Source organism: Tateyamaria sp. 7Alg 36, from assembly GCF_059882455.1.
This window is the reverse complement of sequence record NZ_CM187613.1, coordinates 174669-199032: the sequence shown is the minus strand read 5'-3', so window position 1 is coordinate 199032 and position 24364 is coordinate 174669. Positions and strand designations below refer to the sequence as shown.

Below are 24364 nucleotides of genomic sequence, written 5' to 3'. Positions count from 1 at the left end.
CAAGCGCAAGGTGAATTGCGCCCGATCAATGATGCTAGTCTGTCCCTTGTGCCCGGTCTCTCGCCCCTTAGCGTTAACCACTACATATTGTGTTGAGTGACCCAGCCCGCACAAACTGGCGTATTTGGACCGCCTTCGTCAACGCAATTTTAAAACTTTTTGGGCAACTTTTGCCTTGACCGGCTGCTGGCGCGGGGGCCGCACGGCACCGTACCGATTCAATTGGTTAACGCCGCTTTTTTGGTCAGAAATTTCATCCCGAGGCAGGGGCGGAAATTTGCTTTGAATCGGGCCGACTTACAGCGATCTGTGGATGCTTCGCCTTAAGTTATCCACAGGCTCCACCCGCCCAGATAGAAAGGTTTTGCTGCTATGCGGAAAATGTGGTCCTGTGTGGCATTCTTGAAACGAGGCCCCTATGCGACCCATTTTTACCGCTTTGCTGGTCGCCCTTGGCGCCTGCGCACCACAATATGTAGAAACAATAGCCACCTCGGAACAAGATTTGCCTGTTCGACGGGCAGTTTTCGCAGAAACCCCTGCCCCGCTAGATGTGGCGTTCCGCTCTTCCTGCGACTCACCGGGGGATGAACTGCGCATTGTTTCGCGCTCGGTTCTGCAATGCCGCATCCTGCCGCCGCCGGATCTGGCCGCGTTTCTGGTGCTGCAATATGATGGTGCGCTGCAAGCGCCGACACTGGTTGTGCAAAAGAAGACAGCGATGGATGCCGACGACTTTGTGGTCGAGCTATCCTACTTCGCCGAGGTCGTGCAGAAATCCGGCAACCCGCGCCGCATCTATTTTAAACAGCGCGATCTGGATTCTCTGATGGATCAACTGCTGGCCGCCACAGGCGGTGTCAGCCGCAACTAGGCAGATACGTTGGCGGTACGGCCCAAGCCGTATCGCGTCAGGCCCAAGGCCCAACCAGCAAGTTCAGCTATTTTTGGAAATGGTCGGAGCGAGAGGATTCGAACCTCCGACCCCCTGTACCCAAAACAGGTGCGCTACCAGGCTGCGCCACGCTCCGACCGTGCGGCTCTCTTAAATGGTGTTTGCGGGATTGAAAAGACCTAACAGGGCCAAGATGCCACGTCTTTTTCAAAGCTCGGGTGCCGAAGCGCGTCTCCGACGGAAATCCCGATGTTTTTTGCCAGTCCACCGTTGATTTCGAGCACATGGGTCAGCCCCGTGCCGCCATGAATCGGTGTCTCGTCGAGGGGAATCGCGCGGTGATGGATGTTTTGAATCACCCCTGCCGAATCTACGAACAACATGTCGAGTTCGATCAGCGTGTTGCGCATCCAGAAGGACAGACGGCTGGGGCGGTCATAGATGAACAACATGCCCGCCAATGTGGGCATTGAGGCGCGGTTCATCAGGCCGATGGCGCGCTCCTGTTCGTCATCCGCGATCTCCACGGTGAACCGCGCCTGCCCGAACGCGCCTTTGATCCAGACTGTATCTTCGCGGCATTCCGACGCCACCGCGACGGCAGGTGCCAGACAAAACGACATCACCCCGAAGACACAGCGCCACAGAACGGCGCGGGTTCGGGCGTGAGGCGTTTTACCCATCACGCTCGCCCGTGTTGCCCGCTTCCCATGGCATGACTTCCGCCGCCATGCGCCCGCGTTTGCCGTCGATCACCCGAAGGGCCAGCGCCTCACCCGGGGCAAGGTCGCTGAGACCGGAACGACGCAACACTTCGACATGCAGGAACACATCCTCGGGCGAACCGAAGATATTGGCAAAGCCAAAGCCCTTGCCCTTGTCGAACCATTTCACCCGTCCCGGTTCCAGCGGCGCCTGCGCCAGTGTTTCGGGGTCCACCTCGGCAAAGTCGCTGAGTGTAGAGCCGTCACCGGATGCGGGGGGATGGATGCTCAGCACCTCAACCGCCTGCACGCCGCGCTCCGTCTTTTGGGTGCGCACGGTCAATACTGTGCCGTCTGCCACCGACGATTGGCCGAAGTTTCGCAACACGTTGATATGCAGCAAGATATCAACGCCGCCATCGTCGGCTACGACAAAGCCAAACCCTTTGACCGGGTCAAACCATTTAACGGTTCCCGATACGTCTTGTGTCTGGTCTGCTGCGTCCTGCACGAGGTTTCTTTCTGTTGCGAAAACAATTTCTGCTTTCATGTGCACCGAATTTGATGTCCGGCTCAAGTTAAATAGTTGTGTCCGCCCAAAGGCTTGCATTTCACGTAACGTGAAATCACGGGTTCAGTCGCACGATTTCCCATGCATCATCCCGCGCATTACGGGTCCAGCGAAAGCGGTCATGCAACCGGAATGCACCATCCGCCCAAAATTCGATCTCGGTCGGAATAATGCGGTATCCGCCCCAGAACGGGGGGCGTTTCGGGTTGGTGCCATGCTGCGCCGTGACCTTTGCCACTTTTGCCATCAGCGTCGCCCGCCCGTCCAAGGGCTGGCTTTGATCCGACGCCCACGCCCCAAGGCGGGATTTGAGGGAGCGCGAGGCATAATACTCATCCGCCTGCGGACCGTCCTCTTTCTCGACATGGCCGCGCACACGGATCTGGCGCCGCAGCGATTTCCAGTGCATCACGAATGCCGCCTTCCGCGCCCCGTCCAGCTCGGCCGCTTTGGCGCTGCCATAGTTGGTATAAAAGACAAAGGCGTCATCCTCGACATCCTTCAGCAGCACCATGCGCGCATTAGGCATCCCGCTGTCATCCACCGTTGAAAGTGCGATGGCATTGGGATCGTTCAGTTCCTGAGCTTCTGCTTCGGACATCCACGCACGTACGATTTCGAACGGGTCGTCACCTGCAAATTTGCCGTCACGGTCGGCCATGGTCGCCTCCTTGCGCCTGTCTTAAAGAGCTATCCCCGCTATACAGGGCGCGCAACTACCCCGTAAGTATAGGTCATCGTGCGCGAATGCAGAGGTATACTGCATGTGCGCACTCTCTTGATGCGGTGGGGTTGATGGCCTAAAGCTGAACGCCAGTAACTAAGCGACGGGTGGGCATATTCATGGCAACAGACCTTATGGCAGGCAAGCGAGGTCTCATCATGGGCCTTGCCAACGACAAATCCATTGCATGGGGCATTGCGCGTGCGCTGGCCGATGCGGGTGCAGAGTTGGCCTTTTCCTATCAGGGCGAAGCGTTGAAAAAGCGTGTCGATCCGCTGGCCGCCCAATTGGGCAGTGACATCGTGCTGCCCTGCGATGTGGGCGACGAGGCGTCGATGGACGCGCTGTTTGCCGACCTGAAGGAACGCTGGGGTTCCCTGGATTTTCTGGTCCACGCCATTGGCTTTTCCGATAAAAACGAACTGCGTGGCCGCTATGTCGATACCAGCCGCGACAACTTTACCATGACCATGGATATCTCCGTCTATTCCTTTACGGCTGTGATGGCGCGCGCGGAAAAGATGATGAACCCGGGCGGCAGTGCGGTCACCCTCACCTATTACGGGGCCGAACAGGTCATGCCGCACTACAACGTGATGGGTGTTGCCAAGGCCGCGCTTGAGGCGTCGGTAAAATATCTGGCCGAAGATCTGGGCAAGGACGGTATCCGCGTGAACGCGATCAGCGCCGGTCCGATCAAGACGCTCGCCGCCTCCGGCATCGGCGACTTCCGCTACATCATGAAGTGGAACGAATACAACTCGCCCCTGCGCCGCAATGTGACAATCGAGGACGTGGGCAAATCCGCACTCTATCTTCTGTCCGATCTGTCCAGCGGCACCACGGGCGAGAACCTGCACGTGGACGCCGGATACCATGTGGTCGGTATGAAGGCCGTGGACGCGCCGGACATCTCCAAGGGCTGAGGGCGCGCCATGACCCTGACCCTCGCCGACTTGCTGCTGTTCAACGGGGTGCTGCTCGCCGCGATTGCGGCCCCGGGGGCGGCGCTGCTCTACTTCATGAAGACAACTGTGGCCGCAGGGCGCAGCGCGGGCATTCTGACGGGGCTCGGCCTAGGCACTGCCGCCGCCGCATGGACATTGGCGGCCCTACTGGGGCTTGAGGCAGTGTTTACCCTGTTTCCATGGACCTATGCCGCGCTGAAACTGGCGGGCGCTGCCTATCTGATCTGGATCGCGATCCAGACATGGCGTCACGCGACCGATCCGTTGGGCAAAGCCGCGATGCCGCGCGGCAAGGCCGTACTGTCGGGTATGTTGGTGAACTTCGCCAACCCCAAATCCATGCTGTTTGCCGCCGCCGTGATCGTTGTAGTGTTCCCTAACGCCCTGACAGCCACCGACATCGCCGTGATCGTCGCGAACCACTGGCTGCTGGAAATTGCGTTCTACACTGTTTTTGCACTCTGCCTCGGCGCGCCGCCCGCGCAGCGTGCCTATACCCGCCTCAAACCTGCCCTTAACCGCATCGCCGCCACCCTTCTGGGGGCCTTGGGCCTGCGACTGATACTGGAGAAATAGCATGTCCGCCAAAGACCCAAGCCGCCTGCCCCACGAAAAAGGCTTTCACATCAGCTGGGACCAGATCCATCGCGACAGCCGCGCATTGGCATGGCGTCTCGACGGCAAAGGCCCCGAAGACGGCGGATGGAAGGCCATCGTTGCCATCACTCGCGGCGGCATGGCCCCCGCGATGATCGTCGCGCGCGAACTCGACATCCGCACTGTGGACACGATCAGCGTCAAATCCTACAGCCACCAGAACCAAGGCGAGGCACAAGTGCTTAAGGCCCCCGATGCCGAACTGATGGGCGACGGCACCGGCATACTCGTGCTCGACGATCTGGTGGATTCCGGCAAAACGTTGGAACTTGTGCGCCAGCTCTATCCCAACGCCCACTTCGCCACCGTCTATGCCAAACCCAAAGGCGAACCGATGGTCGACACGTTCATCACCGGCGTCAGTCAGGACACGTGGATCTTCTTCCCGTGGGACATGGCCCTGCAATATGTCGAACCTTATCGCGGCACTGACTGATCAGATTTCATGCCTCCGGCGGGCATATTTGAAGAACAATGATGGGGAGGCCTCTGCCTCCATCATTGTTCCGATAAATATGCAAAATCCCACAGATGAAAGCAGAGTATCCCAATGACACTGTCCCGTACCGCCGCCACTTTCGCCCCGCCAGTGATGGAATCACGCCGCTGGCTGGAGGGCGTGACCTTTGGCGCGGATCGCCCGTTGATCAATGTCAGTCAGGCGGCACCGGTTGACCCACCTCCCCCAGCATTGCGGCAGGCCATGGCGGATGCGGCCCTGTCGCGGGATGACGCGCACCTGTACGGGCCAGTTCTGGGGATGCCCGCGTTGCGGGACGCGCTGAGCGCGCAGATCAACACGCATTATGGTGCGGAGACGCGTGGCGAGAATGTCTGTATCACCTCTGGCTGCAATCAGGCCTTTGCAGCGGCAATTGCGACATTGTGCGCCGAGGGGGATGAGGTCATTCTACCAACCCCTTGGTATTTCAACCACAAAATGTGGCTGGATATGGCAGGCGTGCGCTCGGTTGCCCTGCCGGTAGGTGCGCAGATGCTGCCGGATGTCGATGCAGCAGCGGCCCTGATCACCGACCGCACCCGTGCGATTGCGCTGGTGACGCCTAACAACCCCGCGGGCGTTGAGTATCCGGCAGAGCTTGTGCTCGCCTTTTACGAGTTGGCGCGGGCGCGTGGCATTGCGTTGATTGTTGATGAAACTTACCGCGATTTTGACAGCCGCTCCGGCGTGCCGCATCCCCTGTTCCAGATGGATGGTTGGGACGAGACGTTCATCCACCTGTATTCCTTCTCCAAGACCTACCGCCTGACGGGGCATCGTGTGGGGGCTTTGATATCCTCGCCCGCGCGCTTGGCCGAGGCCGAGAAGTTCCTTGATACGGTGGCCATCTGCCCAGGCCAGATCGGGCAATACGCCGCCCTGTGGGGGCTCGAGAACCTTGGCCAGTGGGTCGCAGGCGAGCGGGCAGAAATCCTTGGGCGACGCGCAGCAATCACAGCGGGCTTTCCGGCGCTTGAGGCCAAAGGCTGGAAGCTGTTGGGACTGGGCGCGTATTTCGCCTATTTCGAGCATCCGTTCGCCATGTCCTCGGCCGATCTTGCGCCACTGATGGTGAAAGAGGCGGGCGTTCTGTGCCTGCCCGGCACGATGTTCAACCCCGAGGGCGCGACAGAGGGCGCGCGTCAATTGCGCATCGCGTTCGCCAATCTTGACGCCGAGGGCATCGCGACCCTGTACGACAGGCTGGGCGCGCTGGACCTTTAGCGGCCAACCGCCCTTGCCCGCCACCGCGCGCCCCGATAGACATCGCGACAACATTCCGTAACCCCAGAAGAGGGCGCACATGGCCAAGGGCTCAAACACCGTTTCGAAAACCGCAGTCTGGGTCCTTATGGGCCTGCTGATCCTTGGCCTTGGCGGCTTTGGGGCAACCAACCTGTCGGGCACGCTGCGCACCATCGGCAGCGTCGGGGACAAGCACATTGATATCCAGACCTATGCGCGCAACCTGCAACAGGAAATCCAGTCCGCCAGCCGCCAGACCGGCTCGCAGCTGACCTTTGCCCAAGCGCAGGAACTGAGCTTGGATCAGGCGGTTCTGGCCCGTCTTGTGCGTGCCCGTGCGCTGGACCACGAAACAGAGATGATGGGCCTGAGCGTCGGGGACGAGACCCTGCGCGATGAAATCCTGAACATTCCCGCCTTTCAGGGGCTGGACGGCAGCTTTGACCGCGACGCCTATCGCTTTGCGCTGGAACAAAGCGGCAGCAGCGAGGCCGAGTTCGAAACGCAACTGCGCGAGGAAGTGTCACGTTCGTTGTTGCAAGGGGCGATCATGTCCGGCGTGACCATGCCCGACACCTATGCCAAGGCGCTCGTGTCCTTCCTTGGCGAGACACGGGATTTCACATGGGTGCGTCTCGGCCAGTCCGATCTGGCCGAACCGCTGCCCGAGGTGACCGAAGACGAATTGCGCGCCTATTACGAGGCAAACCTTGACGACTACCAACTGCCCGAGACCAAGCGCATCACCTATGCGGTGCTGCTGCCCGATATGATCCAAGACAGCATGACGATCGAGGAAGCGACCCTGCGCGCCGAATATGACGCCCGCGCGGACGAGTTCAACACGCCCGAGCGTCGCCTTGTCGAACGCCTTGTCTATCTGGACCCCGAATCCGCAGACCGCGCCGCCGCGCAGCTTGAGGTAAATGGTGCCACTTTCGAAACCCTTGTGCAGGACCGTGGCCTGACCTTGCAGGATGTCGATCTGGGCGATGTATCCCGCCTTGAACTCGATGCCGCTGGCGAGGCTGTATTCAACGCCGAAGTGGGCGATGTTGTCGGCCCGTTGCCCTCGGCGCTTGGCCCTGCCCTGTTCCGTGTGAACGGCATTCTGCCCGCGCAGAACACCTCGTTTGAGGACGCATCGGTGCAACTGCGCGAGCGGTTGTCGCTGGACGCTGCCCGCCGTCAGGTGAACGTGCTGGCAAGCGACATCGACGACATGCTCGCCGGTGGTGCCACGCTTGAGGAACTCGACAGCGAAACTGACATGAAGCTGGGCACCATCGACTGGTTCGAGGCCCAGGGCGAAGGCATCGGGGCCTATGACGGGTTCCGCGACGCCGCCCAGAAACTGACCGAGGATGATTTCCCGGAAATTGTATCGCTGGACGACGGCGGCATCGTCGCCATGCGTCTGGACGAAACCCTTGCCCCGCGCCCTGCCCCGTTCGAAGAGGCCAAGCAGAACGTGCAGGCCAACTGGGAAGCCGAGCAGACCGAAGCGCGCCTGACCGCACAGGCCGAAGCCGCCCTGCCCGCGCTTGAGGCTGGCGAAAGCTTTGCTGATCAGGGTTTTGACGCGATTGCCGAACTGGACCTTGACCGCAGCGCCTTTGTGCAAGGCACGCCGCCTGCCTTCATGCCCGCCGTCTTCGAGATGGAGACCGGCGAGGTGCGCATCATCCAAGGCTTTGGCTCGGTGCTGATCGTCCGTGTGGATGCGATCAACCCGATTGGCGACAGCGAAGAAGCGACCGCCGAAACCGAAACCCTGAGCAGGGAAATCGGCCAGACTGTGGCCGCCGAACTGTTCAACGTGTTTGGCGAGGATGTCGTCATGCGCGCCGGTCCGCAAATCAATCAACAGGCACTGGACGCGGTCCACGTGAATTTCCCCTGATGGCTCTGATACCTGAATTCGACGATTTCGCCCGCCGCTTCGAGGCCGGTGAAAACCAGTTGGTGTATACCCGCCTTGCGGCGGACCTCGACACGCCTGTGTCGCTGATGTTGAAACTGACAGGCGCACAGAAAGACGCGTTTGTGCTGGAATCCGTGACCGGCGGCGAAGTGCGCGGGCGCTATTCCATTGTCGGGATGAAGCCGGACCTGATCTGGCGCTGCAATGGCACCTCGTCTGAGATCAACCGCCGCTGCCGCTTTGACCCCGACGCGTTCGAGGATGCGCCGGGCAATCCGCTGGATGTGCTGCGCGACCTGATCGCGGAAAGCCGCATCGACCTGCCCGAGGATCTGCCGCAAGCGGCGGCGGGGCTATTCGGTTATCTGGGCTATGACATGATCCGGCTGGTGGAACATCTGCCCGATGTGAACCCCGATGTGCTGGGCGTGCCGGATGCGATCATGCTGCGCCCGTCGGTCGTGGCGGTGCTGGACGGGGTCAAGGGCGAGGTCACCGTGGTGTCCCCTGCGTGGGTCAATGACGGGCAATCCGCACGCGCCGCCTATGCCCAAGCGGCCGAGCGTGTGATGGACGCGGTGCGCGATCTGGACCGCGCCATGCCGATGGAGACACGCAACCTTGGCGCCTCCAGCCCTATTGCCGAACCTGTGTCGAACTTTACCAAGTCCGGCTACAAAGAGGCGGTCGAGAAGGCCCGCGAATATATCAAGGCGGGCGATATCTTTCAGGTCGTGCCTGCACAGCGCTGGACGCAAGAGTTCAAGGAACCGCCCTTCTCGCTGTATCGCAGTTTGCGCCGCACCAACCCGTCGCCCTTCATGTTCTATTTCAACTTCGGCGACTTTCAGGTGATCGGGGCCAGCCCCGAAATCCTTGTCCGCGTGTTCGGCAACGAGATCACGATCCGCCCCGTGGCAGGCACCCGCCCCCGTGGCGCGACCCCTGCCGAAGACAACGCACTGGAGGCGGATCTGCTGGCCGACAAGAAGGAACTTGCCGAGCATCTGATGCTGCTGGATCTGGGGCGCAACGATGTGGGCCGTGTCGCCAAGATCGGCACCGTGCGCCCGACCGAGGAATTCATCGTCGAACGCTATTCCCACGTGATGCACATCGTGTCGAACGTGGTGGGCGAACTGGCCGAGGGCAAGGATGCGCTCGATGCGTTCTTTGCCGGTATGCCAGCGGGCACTGTGTCCGGCGCGCCCAAAGTGCGCGCGATGGAGATCATCGACGAGTTGGAGCCGGAAAAGCGCGGCGTCTATGGCGGCGGTGTCGGGTATTTCAGTGCGGGCGGCGATATGGACATGTGTATTGCCCTGCGTACCGCGGTGCTGCGGGACGAGAAGCTTTATATCCAGGCCGGTGGCGGCGTTGTCTATGACAGCGATGCCGAGGCCGAGTATATGGAGACTGTGCACAAATCCGGCGCGATCCGGCGGGCGGCAGAAGATGCTGCACGGTTCGGCGGTGGCAACTCGTGATCCTTTTCTGACCATGGGCAGCGCCTGTGGCCATCCGGCCCTTCGGGGAGGATTTTTTAAGAACAGAGAAGCAGGGGGGCGCTGATGCCACGCGCGGCTTTCGAAATCGGCGGGACGACCGTGGCGGCGGGGACGCGCGCCAGTGTGACACTGCCAGTGTCGGCCCTGCCCGATCACACCCCTGTCGGTCTGACGGTTCAAGTGCTGCATGGCAAGCGCGAGGGGCCGACCATGTTTGTCAGCGCCGCCGTGCATGGCGACGAGGTGATCGGGGTCGAGATCGTGCGCCGCCTGTTGCGCACGCCGCAACTGGCCAATCTGCGCGGCACCTTGCTGGTGGTGCCGGTGGTGAACAGTTTCGGGTTTCTGGCGCGCTCGCGTTATTTGCCGGACCGACGCGATTTGAACCGCTGCTTTCCGGGCAGTGTGCGCGGATCACTGGGATCGCGGCTGGCGCATATCTTTCTGAACGAGGTGGTGCTGCGCTGTGATTTCGGGATCGATCTGCATTCGGCGGCCGAGCATCGCACCAACCTGCCGCAAATCCGTGTGACACCGCGCGACACCACCACGGCGCGTATGGCCCGTGCCTTTGGCGCGCCTGTAATCCTGACGTCGCCCCTGCGCGACGGATCGCTGCGCGGGGAATCGGCGGCGCGGGGCACGCCTGTGCTGCTTTATGAGGCGGGTGAGGGTTTGCGCTTTGACGAGTTTGCGGTGCGCGTGGGTGTGGCCGGTATTCTGCGTGTCATGCGCGACGCCGACATGCTGGCCGCCAAGGGCATAGCCAAGGCGCGCACGCCCTCGCTGGTCTGTCGCGCGTCCACATGGTTGCGCGCCCCTGTGGGCGGGCTGCTGCGTACCTTCCGCGCCGAGGGCGAGATCGTCGAAAAGGGCGATGTGCTGGCCGCCGTGTCCGACCCTGCGGGCGATGTGGAGACGGAACTGCTGGCCCCCGAAGCGGGCATCCTGATCGGGCGCGCTGTGCTGCCCGTGGTGAACGAAGGCGACGCGGTGTTCCATCTGGCCGAACTCAGCCCCGCCGCGAACGAGGACACGGTGGACGATCTGACGGCGCAGCTTGAGGTCGATCCGCTGTTTGACGAAGACGAGATTATCTGACGTCCGGTTACGGATCGGACGTCAGCGTTTCCAGCACAGCCGAGATCGGCGCAAGCGCCACACGTTCGGCCCGATCCTGCAAGCCCCACAGCAACAGCGCCGAGATCGTATCGGGGCGCACGCGACCGACCATGATCACCCCGCCCTCTTGTCCCGCACGGAACGCGGCCTGATCCAGAAAGCGGCGGATCACGGTGGGCGATTGCCCCGCGCTGTCGAAATCGCGAAAGATCAGCCCCGCTGGCACGCCTTCACGCGCGGCGAGTTTCTGCGCCGTGTTCAGTCCCTTGGATTGCAGCACCAGCCCGTGGCCCGTGGCCAGCAGCGCCTGTGTGATCTGGTCCGAAGCATCGCGGCTTTCCTGCAGGCCGGTTTCCGTCCCTTCAATCACCGCCACCGCTTCGGGCAGTTTGTCGAGCGTGGCGGAAAGCGCGACCTCGGCATCCGAAGCGGTTGCACCGGCGGGCAGGTCCATAAGGGCCATCACTTCGAACCCTTGGGCGCGGTATTCGGCCATGCGCGCGGTCGCATCAGGCAGGTTGGCCTTAACCGCAAAGGTCAGCGGATAAGGAAAGCTTTGCAGCGCAGCCAGCCCCACGGGGCCACCTGTCAGATCCACACCACTGTCGATCAGCACAATGGACATCAGCGGCTTGTCCCCGGCGTTTTCAAACGGTGCGGCGTGGGCGACGATGGCGCGTGTATCCACGGGCGCTGCACTATCCCCCTCGGGCGCGGTCGGTTCGGGCGAGCGGTCCACCAGCGATACAGCAGGGCGTCCGATCTGCGGGCGGTCGGTGGTTTCCGCATCCTGCTGGGGCAACGCGGCAATCTGCGCGCCGCTGTCTTCGGGCGCGTCCGTGACATCCGGTTGCGCAGGAGTTTCCGGCGCTTCCGCCACGTCCGAGGCAATGGGAGCAGGGCCTTCGGCCTCTGGCGCTTCGGGCGCGGCATCGGGTTCGGGTTCGGGTTCAGGGGCAAAGGCACCTGCAACGTCAGGCACTTCGGGGGCCATGGGTTGCGCCGGATCGGTCGAGATTGACAGCTCCGTTTCCACAGAAGGCGCAGCAGGCGCGTCCGAGGCACTGCCAGATTGCACAGGTGCGGACGGGTCTACTGCGACGCTGCCTGCCGCATCCCCTTCGACAGGGTCGGTCAACCCCTCGGCCTGACCGGTCTGCGGCACCGTAGGCGTGTCCGCCCCTGCGGCTGTCGCGGCCTCGACCGTGTCTGCCTCGGGCGTGGGCACAGGCGCGGCCTCGCCCTCGCGCACCAGATCGGCGTCGGTCTTGTCCATCGGCGTGGCGGGGTCACCCGCCTGCGGGGCCGCGACGCTGGCGGGGGCCGTTACCCCTGCATCCGGCCCCGACGGATCGTTCGCCACCACGGAAACAACGCCCGCGCCGGCAACGCTGACGACGCTTCCCCAGAAAATGCCGCTCAGAAAACCTCTGGCCATGTGTCTTGTCCTTACTTCCCGTCCGGTTGCGGCCCCGCTTTGCGATGTGCCGTGCCGGTCTGCTATACCTCTTGCCTCAGGCGCACCCGTCCTCTTGACGCGGGCGTGCGAGCCTGAGCATGTATGCCCGCAACTATAAGGGCCAATGCCCCCCCTTTGGAACACGAGATTTTGCGATGCTGCTGCTGATCGACAATTACGACAGTTTTACCTACAACCTCGTCCACTATCTGGGCGAGCTTGGCGCCGACGTTGTGGTGCGCCGCAACGATGCGCTGAACGTGCAAGAGGCGATGGCGATGCGCCCTGCGGGCATTCTGCTGTCCCCCGGCCCCTGCGATCCCGATCAGGCGGGCATCTGTCTTGCGCTGACCCATGCGGCGGCGGAAACCGGCACGCCGCTGATGGGCGTGTGCCTTGGGCACCAGACCATCGGGCAGGTATTCGGCGGCAAGGTCGTGCGCGCACCGGACATCGTCCATGGCAAGATGGGTACGATGCACCATACGGGCAAAGGCCTGTTTGCGGGCCTGCCGACACCGTTCGAGGCGACGCGCTATCACTCCCTCACGGTCGAACGTGAGTCCCTGCCCGACTGTCTGGAAATCACCGCCGAGGTCGAGGACGGCACCATCATGGGCCTGTCACACAAGACGCTGCCAATCCATGGCGTGCAGTTCCACCCCGAATCCATCCGCTCCGAACACGGGCACGCGCTGCTGCGCAACTTCACCGATATGCTTCCGGTGCCGGCATGAGTGACGCAATCAAACCGCTCATCGACGCCGCCGCAAACGGCCCGCTGACCCGCGATCAGGCCGAGGCCGCCTTCCAGATCCTGTTCGAGGGCGAGGCAACGCCGTCGCAAATCGGCGGCCTGCTGATGGCCCTGCGTACACGCGGCGAAACCGTGGACGAATATGCCGCCGCCGCCGCCGTGATGCGCGCCAAATGCAAACCCGTGACCGCGCCCGACGGGGCGATGGACATTGTCGGCACGGGCGGCGACGGCAAGGGCACGCTGAACATCTCGACCGCGACTGCCTTCGTGGTGGCCGGTGCCGGTGTCTGCGTCGCCAAACACGGCAACCGCAACCTGTCGTCAAAATCCGGCGCGGCGGATGCGCTGACCCAGATGGGCATCAACGTGATGGTCGGCCCCGACGTGGTCGAAAAATCCCTGCGCGAGGCCGGCATCGGCTTTATGATGGCGCCCATGCACCACCCCGCCATTGCCCATGTGATGCCAACACGCACCGAACTGGGCACGCGCACCATCTTCAACATTCTCGGCCCGCTCACTAACCCCGCAGGGGTCAAGCGGCAACTGACCGGCGCTTTTGACCGCGCCCTGATCCGCCCCATGGCCGAAACGCTGGGGCAACTGGGGTCCGAAACCGCATGGCTGGTGCACGGTTCGGACGGAACGGACGAATTGACCATCTGCGGCACGTCTTGGGTCGCAGCGCTGGAAAACGGCACCGTCACCGATTTCGAGGTCCACCCCGAAGACGCTGGCCTGCCCGTGCACCCGTTCGAGGATATCCTCGGCGGCACACCCGAAGACAACGCCAAAGCCTTCCGCGCCCTGCTCGACGGGCAAACCGGGGCCTATCGCGACGCGGTCTTGCTGAACGCTGCCGCTGCCCTCAAGGTCGCAGGCAAGGCCGCAACCCTGCGCGACGGTGTCGCCATGGCACAGACCAGCATCGACAGCGGCGCCGCCAAGGCTAAGATCAAAGCCGTGGCAGACATCACACAGAGCGCAGGGTAACCCCTTCTCTGTTCCAAAAAATCCCGGGGGTCCGGGGGCTGGCCCCCGTTTCCCCGCTCTGACAAAAGAGCCGAGCTATGACAGACACGCCACCTTCCGGCACCATCCTCGACAAGATCAAGGCCTACAAACTCGAAGAGGTCGCCGCCGACAAAGCCGCCAAACCGCTTGAGGCGGTCGAGGCCGAGGCGCAGGCCGCGCCGCCTGTCCGCCCCTTCGCCGACGCACTCCAGCGGGCCAACCGCGAGGCCTATGCCCTGATCGCCGAGATCAAGAAGGCCAGCCCCTCCAAAGGTCTGATCCGCGCCGATTTCGACCCCGCCGCGCTGGCCAAAGCCTATGAGGAAGGTGGCGCAACCTGCCTGTCCGTCCTCACCGACACGCCCAGTTTCCAAGGGGCCAAAGAGTTCCTGACCGAGGCCCGCGCCGCCTGCGAACTGCCTGCCCTGCGCAAGGATTTCATGTACGACACCTATCAGGTCGCCGAGGCGCGCGCGCTCGGGGCCGACTGCATCCTGATCATCATGGCCTCGGTCAGCGATACGCAGGCTCGCGAACTCGAAGACGCCGCCCATGGCTGGGGCATGGATGTGCTGATCGAAGTGCACGATGCCGAGGAACTGGAACGTGCCGCCCTGCTCAACAGCCCGCTGATCGGCATTAACAACCGCAACCTCAAGACCTTCGAAACCTCGCTCGACACCACGCGCACCCTGTCGAAACTGGTACCTGCGGACCGCACCATCGTGGCCGAAAGCGGCCTTAACACCCCCGCCGATCTGGCAGATCTGGCGATGTATGGCGCGCGCACCTTCCTGATCGGGGAAAGCCTGATGCGGCAGGACGACGTGACAGGCGCGACGCGCACTTTGCTGGCCAATCCGCTCACCGCTGCCGGAGGGATGTAAGATGGCGCTCACCCATTTCGACGCATCCGGCGCGGCCCATATGGTCGATGTGTCGGACAAGGCCGTCACCGACCGCATCGCCGTGGCCGTGGCTTGGGTGAAGATGCTGCCCGAAACCTTTGATATCATTACCGAAGGCCGCACCAAGAAAGGCGATGTAATCTCGGTCGCGCGCCTTGCTGGCATCATGGGGGCCAAGAAAACCCCCGACCTGATCCCGCTGTGCCACCCGCTGCCCATCACGAAGGTGGCCGTGGAACTCGTGCCCGATCCGGACCTGCCCGGTCTGCGCATCACCGCCACGGTCAAGACCACGGGCCAGACCGGCGTCGAGATGGAAGCCCTGACCGCCGCCTCCACCGCCGCACTCACCGTCTATGACATGGCCAAGGCCGTGGACAAGGGGATGGAGATTGGCGGGTTGCGGGTGAAACTGAAAGACGGCGGCAAATCAGGCCGTTACGAGGCGTCTTGATGCTGTACGGACGGTCAGGCCGGCGGGCAAACCGCCCCGCAATTATATCGACCGTCTGTTCCCTCTGCGCCAACGCGCCACGACACTCCAACCCGAAGGTGCGCGCCCTATGATCCCCGTCGCAACGGCTCTGAACCACCTGTTCGAACTGGCCGACCTCTTGCCGGTGGAAACCGTGCCCCTGCGCGCGGCAGCGGGCCGAGTGTTGGCCGAGACCGTTCACGCGCAGCGCACCCAACCGCCCTTTCCCGCGTCCTCCATGGATGGCTATGCCCTCAAAGGGGTCGAGGCCGATCTGCACGCACAGCTCAAAGTCGTAGGCGAAGCGGCGGCAGGCCATCGCTGGCACGGGACACTCAAGGCCGGACAGGCGGTGCGCATCTTTACCGGCGCGCCGGTGCCGGACGGGGCGGACAAGGTGGTCATTCAGGAAGATGTCTCACGCAGCGGTGACATGATCTCGATCACCGACGATCCTGGCCCCAAGGACAATATCCGCCCCGCTGGCGTGGATTTCATGCAAGGCACGCAGATGGAGGCCCCACGCCGCTTGTCTGCGCAGGACATTGCATTGCTGGCGTCGATGAACGTCGCACAAGTGCCGGTGCGCCGCGCCCCCGTGGTCGCGCTCATCTCGACGGGGGATGAGCTTGTCGCGCCGGGCGAAGCGCCCAATGATGACCAGATTATCGCGTCCAATACTTACGGGCTGGCGGCGATGCTGGAACAGTCCGGCATGCAGGCGCGCATTCTGCCGATTGCCAAGGACACGCCCGCCTCTCTGCGCACCGTGTTCGGGCTGGCCCAAGGGGCCGACCTGATCGTCACCATCGGCGGGGCCTCCGTCGGGGATCACGATCTGGTGGCGCAGGTGGCTGCCGATCTGGGGATGGAGCAATCATTCTACAAAGTCGCCATGCGTCCGGGCAAGCCGCTGATGGCGGGGCGGATCAACGGCACGCCGATGGTGGGCCTGCCCGGAAATCCGGTATCGGCCATGGTGTGCGGGACGATCTTTCTGCTGCCGATGTTGCACGCGATGCAGGGCTTGGGCCGTGCGCCTGCCCGCCGCATTACGCTGCCCCTGTCCGCGCCTCTTGGCGCAAATGGCCCGCGCGAACACTATATGCGCGGCATTATCGAAGATGGCAGCGTGCGCGATGCGGGGCCGCAGGACAGTTCCTTGCTGTCGGTGCTGGCCCAAGCCAACGCGCTGATCGTGCGCCCGCCCCATGACCCCGAGCGCGCCGCTGGTGCGCAGGTCGATGCGATCCCCCTGCCGTAACGCAGTTGACACAAAACAGGAACGTCCGTAGAACAAACGCAAACCACCCGACCAAGGCGCGTCACGTTCGGAGGACAGAGCATGTTAACCAAGAAGCAACTGGATCTGCTGGAATTCATCCACAAGCGCGTGCAGCGCGATGGCGTTCCGCCCAGCTTTGACGAGATGAAAGAGGCGCTGGACCTGCGCTCCAAATCCGGCATCCACCGTTTAATCACGGCGCTTGAGGAACGCGGCTTTATCCGCCGCCTTGCCCACCGCGCCCGCGCGATCGAAGTGGTCAAACTGCCTGAAAGCCTTGGCGGTGCCAGCACGGCGGGCTTCACCCCGCGGGTGATTGATGGCGACAAACCCGATATGCCGCCGCCATCCTCGGCCATGGGGGTCGAAACCGCCCATGCGGTCGAACTGCCCGTCATGGGCCGGATCGCGGCGGGTGTCCCGATCTCTGCCATTTCCGAAGTGTCCCATTCCGTCGCTGTGCCCGGGCAGATGCTGTCGGGCAAGGGTGACCACTATGCGCTTGAAGTCAAAGGCGATTCGATGATCGAGGCGGGGATCAATGACGGCGATGTGGTCGTGATCCGCGAAACCTTGGTGGCCGAGAATGGCGATATCGTTGTTGCACTGGTCGAGGATCACGAGGCCACGTTGAAACGCTACAAGCGCACCGGCGACATGATCGCGCTTGAGGCCGCAAACCCTGCCTATGAAACCCGCGTATTCCCCGTCGGGCAGGTCAAGGTACAGGGCAAACTGGTGGGCCTGATCCGCACCTATTGATCATATCGGTCCTGCACGGTCGCCTGTTGCGGCGTCGTGCGGGCCAAACGCTTGCCCCTGTCCGGCAGGGCAAGCGCCATCGGGGCATAGCGTGACCAGCCGGACCACATCCGGTCCCCCGCCCTGTCCCGTGCTGTGACGATCCGCGCCGCCGCGCCCTGTCCCACAATCGCAACGGCACCTGTGGCGCGCAGGCGTTTGGGGTCAAGGATCAGGCAGGCATCCGATCTGGTGCCATCAGGCATTGCGCCATTCATCACAACAATCTCACCTGCGAAGCAGCCTTCGAACGCTGCAATGGCGCGCTTGCCGCTGATATGGCGCAGGCCGAAAGGTGCCACGCCGATCTGCGCCCACCGCTGCGCTGCGCGGTCTTGTGGCACGCCGTCGCCATCATTCTCCAGCCAGTTGCGGGCGACAAAGCTCGCACCCTTCTCGCGGCTCAGCGCGCGCCCCTGCACCGTCATCACCCCGACCAAACCGCCCGTATCCGCGATCAGGACCGTCGGGCGCGCGCCGGTCTGCCACAGCAGCACGCCAAGGGCGACCGCAAGCAGCCCCGCATAGCGCCCGCGCCCCTGCCACAGGATGACAAACAGCGCGCCTGACGCCATGAGCGGCAGCACCCACGGCGCTGGCCCTGCCACGAAACCGCGCGCGCCGTCCAGATTGGCGACCAGATCCGCCACCCATAGAATCCAGCGCAGGCCCAGCCCCATCAGCCACAACCCGATCCAGTCGAGGCCGAAGGGCGCAAGCACCAGTGCGAGCACTGCCGCCGGAATGACCAGCACCCCCATCAACGGGACCGAGGCGAGGTTCGCGATCAGCCCGTAATGCGCCACTGTGTTGAAATGCGCCGCCCCGATGGGCGCTGTGGCCAGCCCCGCCACAACTGAAGAAATCACAACGGCCACAACAGGTTGCAGCCATTTCGGGCCCAAGGACACGGCGCCATCGCGGATCCAGCCGAACACCGCCACCAGTGCGGTCGTTGCGGCGAAAGACATCTGGAACCCCGGCCCCATCAACGCCTCGGGGCGCAGGGCCAGCACGATCATCGCCGCAATCGCCACTGCCCGCAGGCTGAAGGCGCGGCGGTTAATCAACACCGCGCACAGCGCCACGGCGACCATGACAAAAGCACGCTCGGTCGCGACATTGCCGCCCGATAGTGCCAGATAGACTGCCGCCGCAATCAGCGCGCCAACGGCTGCCATCTTGCGCGCAGGCCGGCGCAGCGCGATGACGGGGATCAGTGCAAAAATCAGACGCAAAAGCGAGAAAACAAACCCCGACAAAAGCCCCATATGTAATCCAGAAATCGCCAGCAGATGCGCCGTGTTCGACCCGCGTAACGCGTCCAGCGCCTGCTGACTGATGCCGCTGCGATCCCCCGTGGTGACGGCGGCGGCAAACCCGCCCGTATCGCCCGCCAGCACGCTGCGCACGCGTTCCGATACGCTCATCCGCAGGCGGAACACGCTTTGGCGCAGATCGAATTGCGCGGCGGAAATGGCCAACAGCGGCACCCGCGTGTAGCCCACAGCGCCGAGCCGCGAAAACCACGCATGGCGCTGGAAATCAAAGCCGCCCGGCTCTACCGGACCGCCGGGCGGGCTGAGATGCACGGTGGTCATCACCCGCAATCCGGGTTCGGGCGCAACACCAACGCTCGCATCGCCATGCAGGGAAATACGCACGCGGTGCGGCGTGTCCTGCGGCGCAACGCGGTCCAGTTTCACCCGATCCAGCGTCAGGCGCACCGCGTCCGAGCCGCTGCGATCCATGCCGACGATCCGCCCCTCGACCGGCCCGTAATAGCGCCAGTCGATCACGGGCCCCGCCACGCTGTGCGCGCGCAGGGCGGCCAGCGTGAACCCCAGTGCGACCACGGCGAGGAACACAGGGAACGGTGCAAAAGCCTCCTCCATCCGCATGGCCAGAACAGACAGTACAAGTCCCGCCACAGCCACAGCCCCGATCATCACAAAGGACGGTTCGAACCGCAGCCCGAAGAACAGCGCGATGCCGCAGGCCAGCGCCACGGGCAACCAGCCGAACAGGTTGCCCCGCTGAAACAACATCGCCGCGCCGAAACGTGCCGTCAGGCCCATGCTTGCCCCTGTCGCCCATGGTGAGTATCAGGAGCGCAAACCGTAGACCCTACATGGTTAAGCAAAGGTAAATTGACCCCCTATGTCTCAAGCTGTTGTCACCCGCTTCGCCCCTTCGCCCACGGGCTATCTGCATATCGGCGGCGCACGCACGGCGCTGTTCAACTGGCTGTTTGCGCGCCATCACGGCGGCACCTTCCAGTTGCGCATCGAGGACACCGATCGCGCCCGTTCAACCCCCGAGGCCACGCAGGCCATTCTGGACGGGCTGAACTGGCTGGGTCTGGACCACGACGGCGACGTGGTCAGCCAGTTTGACCGTGCCGACCGTCACGTCGAGGTCGCACAGCAGCTTCTGGCCGAGGGCAAGGCGTATAAGTGTTTCTCCACTCAGGACGAAATCGCCGCCTTCCGCGAAGCTGCACGGGCCGAGGGCAAATCGACGCTGTTCCGTTCCCCATGGCGGGACGCAGCAGAGGACACGCACCCCGACGCGCCTTTCGTAATCCGCATCAAGGCCCCGCAAGAGGGCGAAACCGTCATCCGCGATCAGGTGCAAGGAGATGTGACCATCCGCAACGACCAGCTTGACGATATGGTCCTGCTGCGCGGCGATGGCACCCCTGTCTATATGCTGGCCGTGGTGGTGGACGACCACGACATGGGCGTGACCCATGTGATCCGCGGTGACGACCACCTCAACAACGCCGCGCGCCAGATGATGATCTATACCGCGATGGGCTGGGACGTGCCGGTCTGGGCGCATATCCCGCTGATCCACGGCGCGGATGGCAAGAAACTGTCCAAGCGCCACGGTGCCTTGGGCGCGCAGGAATATCAGGTCATGGGCTTTCCGGCCGCTGGCATGCGCAACTACCTTGCCCGTCTGGGCTGGAGCCACGGGGACGACGAGTTCTTTACCGACGCGCAAGCACAGGAATGGTTCGACCTTGACGGCATCGGTAAAAGCCCCGCCCGTTTCGATCTGAAGAAACTGGAACACCTGTGTGGCCAGCATATGGCGCAAAGCGATGACGCCGCGTTGCAGCACGAGATTGCCGCCTATTTGAGCGCTGCGGGATTGCCCGCTTTGACGCCCGCGCAGTCCGCAGGGCTAATAAAGGCGATGCCATTCGTCAAAGAGCGGTCCAAGACCTTCCCCGAACTGCTTGAGAAAGCGCAGTTTATTTTGGCTGAACGTCCCGTCACTCCGGACGAAAAAGCGCAAAAAGCCTTGGATTCGGTATCCCGTGGTATGCTGGGACAATTGACGCCGCAGTTGCAAAGCGTTACTTGGGATCGTGACAGTTTGGAGGTAGTCCTGAACGACTTTGCTGCGTCTCAGGACACAAAATTCGGCAAGCTTGCTGGCCCTCTCAGAGCGGCCCTTGCTGGCCGGGCCGTAACGCCTTCGGTTTTTGACATGATGCTGGTGCTGGGGCGCGATGAAACCCTTGCCCGGCTTGAGGATGCTGCCGCCTGACGCGCGTTACACATCGTTTACGGTTGGCAGTCTATTGATGAGGCGATGTATTGACAGCGCCCGGTGGTGGCACATGCCGCCCTGCGACGAAAGGAACGACCCCGATGGCTGACACTGATAAAACCGCGAAGTTGACCATAGGCGACGATGTCTATGAGCTGCCGATCCATTCGCCCACCGCGGGCCCTGACGTTCTGGATATCCGCAAGTTGTACGGACAGGCGGGCGTCTTTACCTACGACCCCGGCTTTACCTCGACGGCAAGCTGCGACAGCACCATCACCTTCATCGACGGCGATGAAGGTGTGCTGTTGCACCGTGGCTATCCGATTGGGCAACTGGCGGAAAAATCCCACTTCCTCGAAGTGTGCTATCTGCTGCTGTACGGAGAGCTGCCGGACGCCAAGACACTGGAGAAGTTCGAAAACAACATCACCATGCACACGATGCTGCATGAGCAGATGCAGAACTTTTTCCGCGGGTTCCGCCGCGATGCGCACCCGATGGCCGTCATGGTCGGTGTGGTCGGCGCGATGTCTGCCTTCTACCACGACAGCACCGACATTTCGGACGAGCGTCAGCGCGAGATTGCCAGCCACCGTCTGATCGCCAAGATGCCAACGATTGCGGCTTGGGCCTATAAATACTCGATCGGCCAGCCCTTCGTGTATCCCCGCAACGACGAGGATTACGCCTCCAACTTCCTGCGCATGTGCTTTGCCGTCCCTGCCGAGGACTACGTGGTTAACCCGATCCTCAGCCGTGCGATGGACCGCATCTTTACGCTGCATGCGGATCACGAACAGAACGCGTCGACCTCGACCGTGCGTCTGGCGTCCAGCTCGGGTGCGAACCCGTTTGCCTGTATCGCTGCGGGCATTGCCTGCCTTTGGGGTCCGGCGCATGGTGGTGCGAACCAAGCCTGCCTTGAGATGCTCAAGGAAATCGGCACCGTGGATCGCATCCCCGAGTTCATTGCCCGCGCCAAGGACAAGAACGACCCGTTCCGCCTGATGGGCTTCGGCCACCGCGTCTACAAAAACTTCGACCCGCGCGCGACTGTGATGAAACAGTCCGCCGACGAGGTGCTGGAACTGCTGGGCGTCGAAGACAACCCGATCCTCGCCGTGGCCAAGGAACTGGAAGCCGCCGCTTTGGCCGACCCCTATTTCGCCGAGAAAAAGCTGTTCCCGAACGTGGACTTCTATTCCGGTGTGATCCTTGAGGCGATGGGCTTCCCGACGTCGATGTTCACGCCCATCTTCGCGGTATCGCGGACAGTGGGCTGGATCTCGCAGTGGAAAGAGATGATTGGCGATCCGCAGAACAAGATCGGTCGCCCGCGCCAGCTCTATCTGGGCGAAACGCTGCGCGACTACGTCGACATCGAAAACCGCTGAACACCAAAACGCCCCCTGTAAAACGGGGGCGTTTTTGTAGGTAATCCGGCGCGTTAGCGGCAACTGTGCATTCCGGTGCAACAGTCTGCGAATATCTTTGACCGATCATAAATCTTGGTATCTCTGTCGATGTGTAAACCCTTTTCTAGGACATCGACATGTTGGGATTCGCACTGCTTGGACTGCTTGGGATCGGTCTGATTTTCGGGTTGTCAGACAGTGACGACGACGCGCCCGCCGAAAACGAAAACGCGCGCATCGAAGGCACGGATGGCGACGATCTTATCGACGCAGGCCCCGGCAACGACACCGTGTTCGCCGGCCCCGGCGACGATTTTGTCGATGCCGGCCCCGGCGATGACCGCGTGTTTGGTGGTGACGACGACGATCTGATCGTCGGTGCGGCGGGCGACGATTTCCTGCGCGGCGGCAGCGGCGACGATATGATGTTCGGCGGCGCGGGAACGGACGAATTGAACGGTGATGTGGGCGATGACGTACTGGCAGGGGCCGATATCATCGACGCCGAAGGGCTGGTTGCGGCAGGCATGGCCGCGGCGCAAAACGGCCAGACCGTTAACGATGTAGATCTGTCGCAATTCATCGACCTCGACGCCGACCCGCTTGAGGCCGATACGTTGAATGGCGGTGTGGGCGACGATATCATCATCGCGGGCAGCAATGACTTGGTGGACACCGGATCAGGGTCGGATGTGGTCAACGTGGGCGAATGGGTGGTCGAAGGGCAACCGGTGAACATCGTCGGCTTCAACCCCGCCAAAGACGCGATTGTCTATTCCTATAGCGGTCCGACCACGCCGTCCGTCAGCTTTGGCGAAGACGATGACGGCACCGCGACGCTGAACGCGGACGGGCAGATCGTGGCCTATTTCCCGAATGTCGATTTCTTCGACCTGACCGCACAATCCGGCATCCTGCTGGAACGGGTCGCCTGACCGGCCCGAGGGGTTCACCCGTAAACCGGCCCCGCCCTGCGATCTGCGGCGGGGTTGTTTTCTTGTGCCGCGCAGGGAAGCCTAGCGCCCCTCGAACCCCGGTTTGCGCTTTTCGATAAAGGCCATGACCCCTTCCTGAAAGTCGCGGGACTGGCCGCAATCGCCCTGCTCGGACGCTTCCAGTGCGATCTGGTCCTCGAAATCATTGTCCCAGCTGGCGCGGATCACTTTCTTGACCGATGCAAAGGCGCGGGTCGGTCCATTGGCAAGGTGGGCCGCGCGGGCGCGCCACTGCGCGTCAAAAGCGTCGTCCGCCACAGCTTCCCAGATCATGCCCCACTGGTCGGCCTGCTGTGCGGTGATCTTGTCGGCAAACAGTGCCGCCCCCATCGCCTTGGCCATCCCCATACTACGCGGCAGCACATAGGTGCCGCCCGCATCCGGTATCAGCCCGATCCGCGTAAAGGCTTGGAGGAAATAGGCACTTTCGGCCGCAATCACCACGTCAAAGGCCAACGCAAGGTTGGCCCCCGCCCCCGCCGCCGCCCCATTCACCGCAGCGATGGTCGGCACAGGGCAGTCGATGATCGCGCGCAACATCGGCGCGTATTCGTCGCGCAACGTCCGTTCCAGATCAAGGGTCGCGGCATTGGCGCGATCCCCAAGGTCTTGCCCCGAACAAAAGGCGCGCCCCGCCCCCGTCATCACGACAACCCGCGCCGCCTTGCCCCCCGCCGTCACGGCGTGCTGGATTTCGGCGCGCATCTGCGTGCTCAGCGCATTCATCACTTCAGGTCGGTTCAAAGTGATCAGCGCAACGCCATCCTCGACCGTATATGTCAGGGTTTCGTATTTCATCGCTGTCACTCCGCTATGGGGCCCGTTCGGGGTATCCCCATGCATAGCAAACCAAATGGTTTAGAAA

22 protein-coding genes, 1 tRNA gene and 1 pseudogene are annotated in these 24364 nt (G+C 62.6%); 17 read left to right on the top strand and 7 right to left on the bottom strand.

Annotated features, from left to right (window positions below; translation table 11 throughout):
- Positions 1 to 505: 505 nt before the first annotated feature.
- On the top strand, positions 506 to 874 hold the full coding sequence (locus tag AC6GQJ_RS00955; protein ID WP_500770870.1) for a hypothetical protein: 369 nt from the start codon (positions 506 to 508) through the stop codon (positions 872 to 874).
- Between the two features lie 80 nt (positions 875 to 954).
- Here the strand turns inward: AC6GQJ_RS00955 and AC6GQJ_RS00950 are convergent.
- The 4 genes and pseudogenes from AC6GQJ_RS00950 to pdxH form a co-directional block, all read right to left on the bottom strand.
- A tRNA-Pro gene (locus AC6GQJ_RS00950) sits at positions 955 to 1031 on the bottom strand.
- Between the two features lie 43 nt (positions 1032 to 1074).
- Positions 1075 to 1518 (bottom strand): DUF192 domain-containing protein, encoded by a 444-nt coding sequence (locus tag AC6GQJ_RS00945; RefSeq protein WP_500773984.1) that lies wholly within the window; start codon positions 1516 to 1518, stop codon positions 1075 to 1077.
- 52 nt (positions 1519 to 1570) lie between these two features.
- Complete coding sequence (locus tag AC6GQJ_RS00940; protein ID WP_500770868.1) at positions 1571 to 2110, bottom strand: cold-shock protein; 540 nt, start codon at positions 2108 to 2110, stop codon at positions 1571 to 1573.
- A gap of 115 nt (positions 2111 to 2225) precedes the next feature.
- Positions 2226 to 2834, bottom strand: a pseudogene (gene pdxH, locus AC6GQJ_RS00935) (pyridoxamine 5'-phosphate oxidase); the annotation flags it as partial.
- A gap of 179 nt (positions 2835 to 3013) precedes the next feature.
- Between pdxH and fabI the strand changes: the two are divergent.
- From fabI to AC6GQJ_RS00900, 7 genes are all read left to right on the top strand, one after another.
- Positions 3014 to 3820 (top strand): enoyl-ACP reductase FabI, encoded by an 807-nt coding sequence (gene fabI / locus AC6GQJ_RS00930; protein ID WP_500770866.1) that lies wholly within the window; start codon positions 3014 to 3016, stop codon positions 3818 to 3820.
- 9 nt (positions 3821 to 3829) lie between these two features.
- Positions 3830 to 4438 carry a LysE family transporter gene (locus tag AC6GQJ_RS00925; protein ID WP_500770864.1) on the top strand — a complete coding sequence of 203 codons (609 nt, stop codon included), beginning with the start codon at positions 3830 to 3832 and terminating at the stop codon, positions 4436 to 4438.
- A gap of 1 nt (position 4439) precedes the next feature.
- On the top strand, positions 4440 to 4955 hold the full coding sequence (gene gpt / locus AC6GQJ_RS00920; protein WP_500770862.1) for a xanthine phosphoribosyltransferase: 516 nt from the start codon (positions 4440 to 4442) through the stop codon (positions 4953 to 4955).
- A gap of 114 nt (positions 4956 to 5069) precedes the next feature.
- Positions 5070 to 6245: an aminotransferase gene (locus AC6GQJ_RS00915; RefSeq protein ID WP_500770860.1), complete on the top strand. Its 1176-nt coding sequence runs from the start codon at positions 5070 to 5072 to the stop codon at positions 6243 to 6245.
- 79 nt (positions 6246 to 6324) lie between these two features.
- A complete protein-coding gene (locus tag AC6GQJ_RS00910; RefSeq protein ID WP_500770858.1) occupies positions 6325 to 8169 on the top strand; it encodes a peptidyl-prolyl cis-trans isomerase in 1845 nt (614 codons plus the stop codon).
- Positions 8169 to 9677 (top strand): anthranilate synthase component I, encoded by a 1509-nt coding sequence (gene trpE, locus AC6GQJ_RS00905; RefSeq protein ID WP_500770856.1) that lies wholly within the window; start codon positions 8169 to 8171, stop codon positions 9675 to 9677. Before AC6GQJ_RS00910 ends, trpE begins: the two co-directional genes overlap by 1 nt.
- Positions 9678 to 9761: 84 nt before the next feature.
- Positions 9762 to 10799, top strand: a complete 1038-nt coding sequence (locus AC6GQJ_RS00900; RefSeq protein ID WP_500770854.1) for a succinylglutamate desuccinylase/aspartoacylase family protein — start codon at positions 9762 to 9764, stop codon at positions 10797 to 10799.
- Between the two features lie 7 nt (positions 10800 to 10806).
- Here the strand turns inward: AC6GQJ_RS00900 and AC6GQJ_RS00895 are convergent, their stop codons facing one another.
- Positions 10807 to 12258, bottom strand: coding sequence for a divergent polysaccharide deacetylase family protein (locus AC6GQJ_RS00895; protein ID WP_500770852.1), 1452 nt, complete (start codon positions 12256 to 12258; stop codon positions 10807 to 10809).
- A gap of 176 nt (positions 12259 to 12434) precedes the next feature.
- On the opposite strand from AC6GQJ_RS00895, the gene AC6GQJ_RS00890 reads away from it, so the two are divergent.
- The 6 genes from AC6GQJ_RS00890 (at position 12435) to lexA (ending at position 17483) form a co-directional block, all read left to right on the top strand.
- On the top strand, positions 12435 to 13016 hold the full coding sequence (locus tag AC6GQJ_RS00890) for an anthranilate synthase component II (protein ID WP_500770850.1): 582 nt from the start codon (positions 12435 to 12437) through the stop codon (positions 13014 to 13016).
- Entirely contained in the window at positions 13013 to 14032 is a 1020-nt protein-coding gene (gene trpD, locus AC6GQJ_RS00885; protein WP_500770848.1) for an anthranilate phosphoribosyltransferase, read from the top strand. The genes AC6GQJ_RS00890 and trpD overlap by 4 nt, the downstream gene beginning before the upstream one ends.
- 77 nt (positions 14033 to 14109) lie before the next feature.
- On the top strand, positions 14110 to 14940 hold the full coding sequence (trpC, locus tag AC6GQJ_RS00880) for an indole-3-glycerol phosphate synthase TrpC (protein ID WP_500770846.1): 831 nt from the start codon (positions 14110 to 14112) through the stop codon (positions 14938 to 14940).
- A 1-nt stretch (position 14941) separates the two neighbouring features.
- A complete protein-coding gene (gene moaC / locus AC6GQJ_RS00875) occupies positions 14942 to 15415 on the top strand; it encodes a cyclic pyranopterin monophosphate synthase MoaC (RefSeq protein WP_500770844.1) in 474 nt (157 codons plus the stop codon).
- Positions 15416 to 15524: 109 nt separating this feature from the next.
- A complete protein-coding gene (locus AC6GQJ_RS00870) occupies positions 15525 to 16700 on the top strand; it encodes a molybdopterin molybdotransferase MoeA (RefSeq protein WP_500770842.1) in 1176 nt (391 codons plus the stop codon).
- Positions 16701 to 16781: 81 nt separating this feature from the next.
- Positions 16782 to 17483 carry a transcriptional repressor LexA gene (gene lexA / locus AC6GQJ_RS00865; RefSeq protein ID WP_500770840.1) on the top strand — a complete coding sequence of 234 codons (702 nt, stop codon included), beginning with the start codon at positions 16782 to 16784 and terminating at the stop codon, positions 17481 to 17483.
- On the opposite strand, the gene AC6GQJ_RS00860 is transcribed toward lexA, so the two are convergent.
- Positions 17477 to 19600, bottom strand: coding sequence for a ComEC/Rec2 family competence protein (locus AC6GQJ_RS00860; protein ID WP_500770838.1), 2124 nt, complete (start codon positions 19598 to 19600; stop codon positions 17477 to 17479). The genes lexA and AC6GQJ_RS00860 overlap by 7 nt on opposite strands.
- Before the next feature lie 82 nt (positions 19601 to 19682).
- Here AC6GQJ_RS00860 and gltX point away from each other — a divergent pair, with 82 nt between their 5' ends.
- The 3 genes from gltX to AC6GQJ_RS00845 all read left to right on the top strand — a co-directional run bounded on the left by gltX (position 19683) and on the right by AC6GQJ_RS00845 (position 23439).
- Positions 19683 to 21083 carry a glutamate--tRNA ligase gene (gene gltX / locus AC6GQJ_RS00855; RefSeq protein ID WP_500770836.1) on the top strand — a complete coding sequence of 467 codons (1401 nt, stop codon included), beginning with the start codon at positions 19683 to 19685 and terminating at the stop codon, positions 21081 to 21083.
- Between the two features lie 104 nt (positions 21084 to 21187).
- A complete protein-coding gene (gene gltA, locus AC6GQJ_RS00850; protein WP_500770834.1) occupies positions 21188 to 22483 on the top strand; it encodes a citrate synthase in 1296 nt (431 codons plus the stop codon).
- A gap of 158 nt (positions 22484 to 22641) precedes the next feature.
- A complete protein-coding gene (locus AC6GQJ_RS00845; RefSeq protein WP_500770832.1) occupies positions 22642 to 23439 on the top strand; it encodes a calcium-binding protein in 798 nt (265 codons plus the stop codon).
- Between the two features lie 81 nt (positions 23440 to 23520).
- Here the strand turns inward: AC6GQJ_RS00845 and AC6GQJ_RS00840 are convergent, their stop codons facing one another.
- Positions 23521 to 24297 carry an enoyl-CoA hydratase-related protein gene (locus AC6GQJ_RS00840; protein WP_500770830.1) on the bottom strand — a complete coding sequence of 259 codons (777 nt, stop codon included), beginning with the start codon at positions 24295 to 24297 and terminating at the stop codon, positions 23521 to 23523.
- Positions 24298 to 24364: the final 67 nt, after the last annotated feature.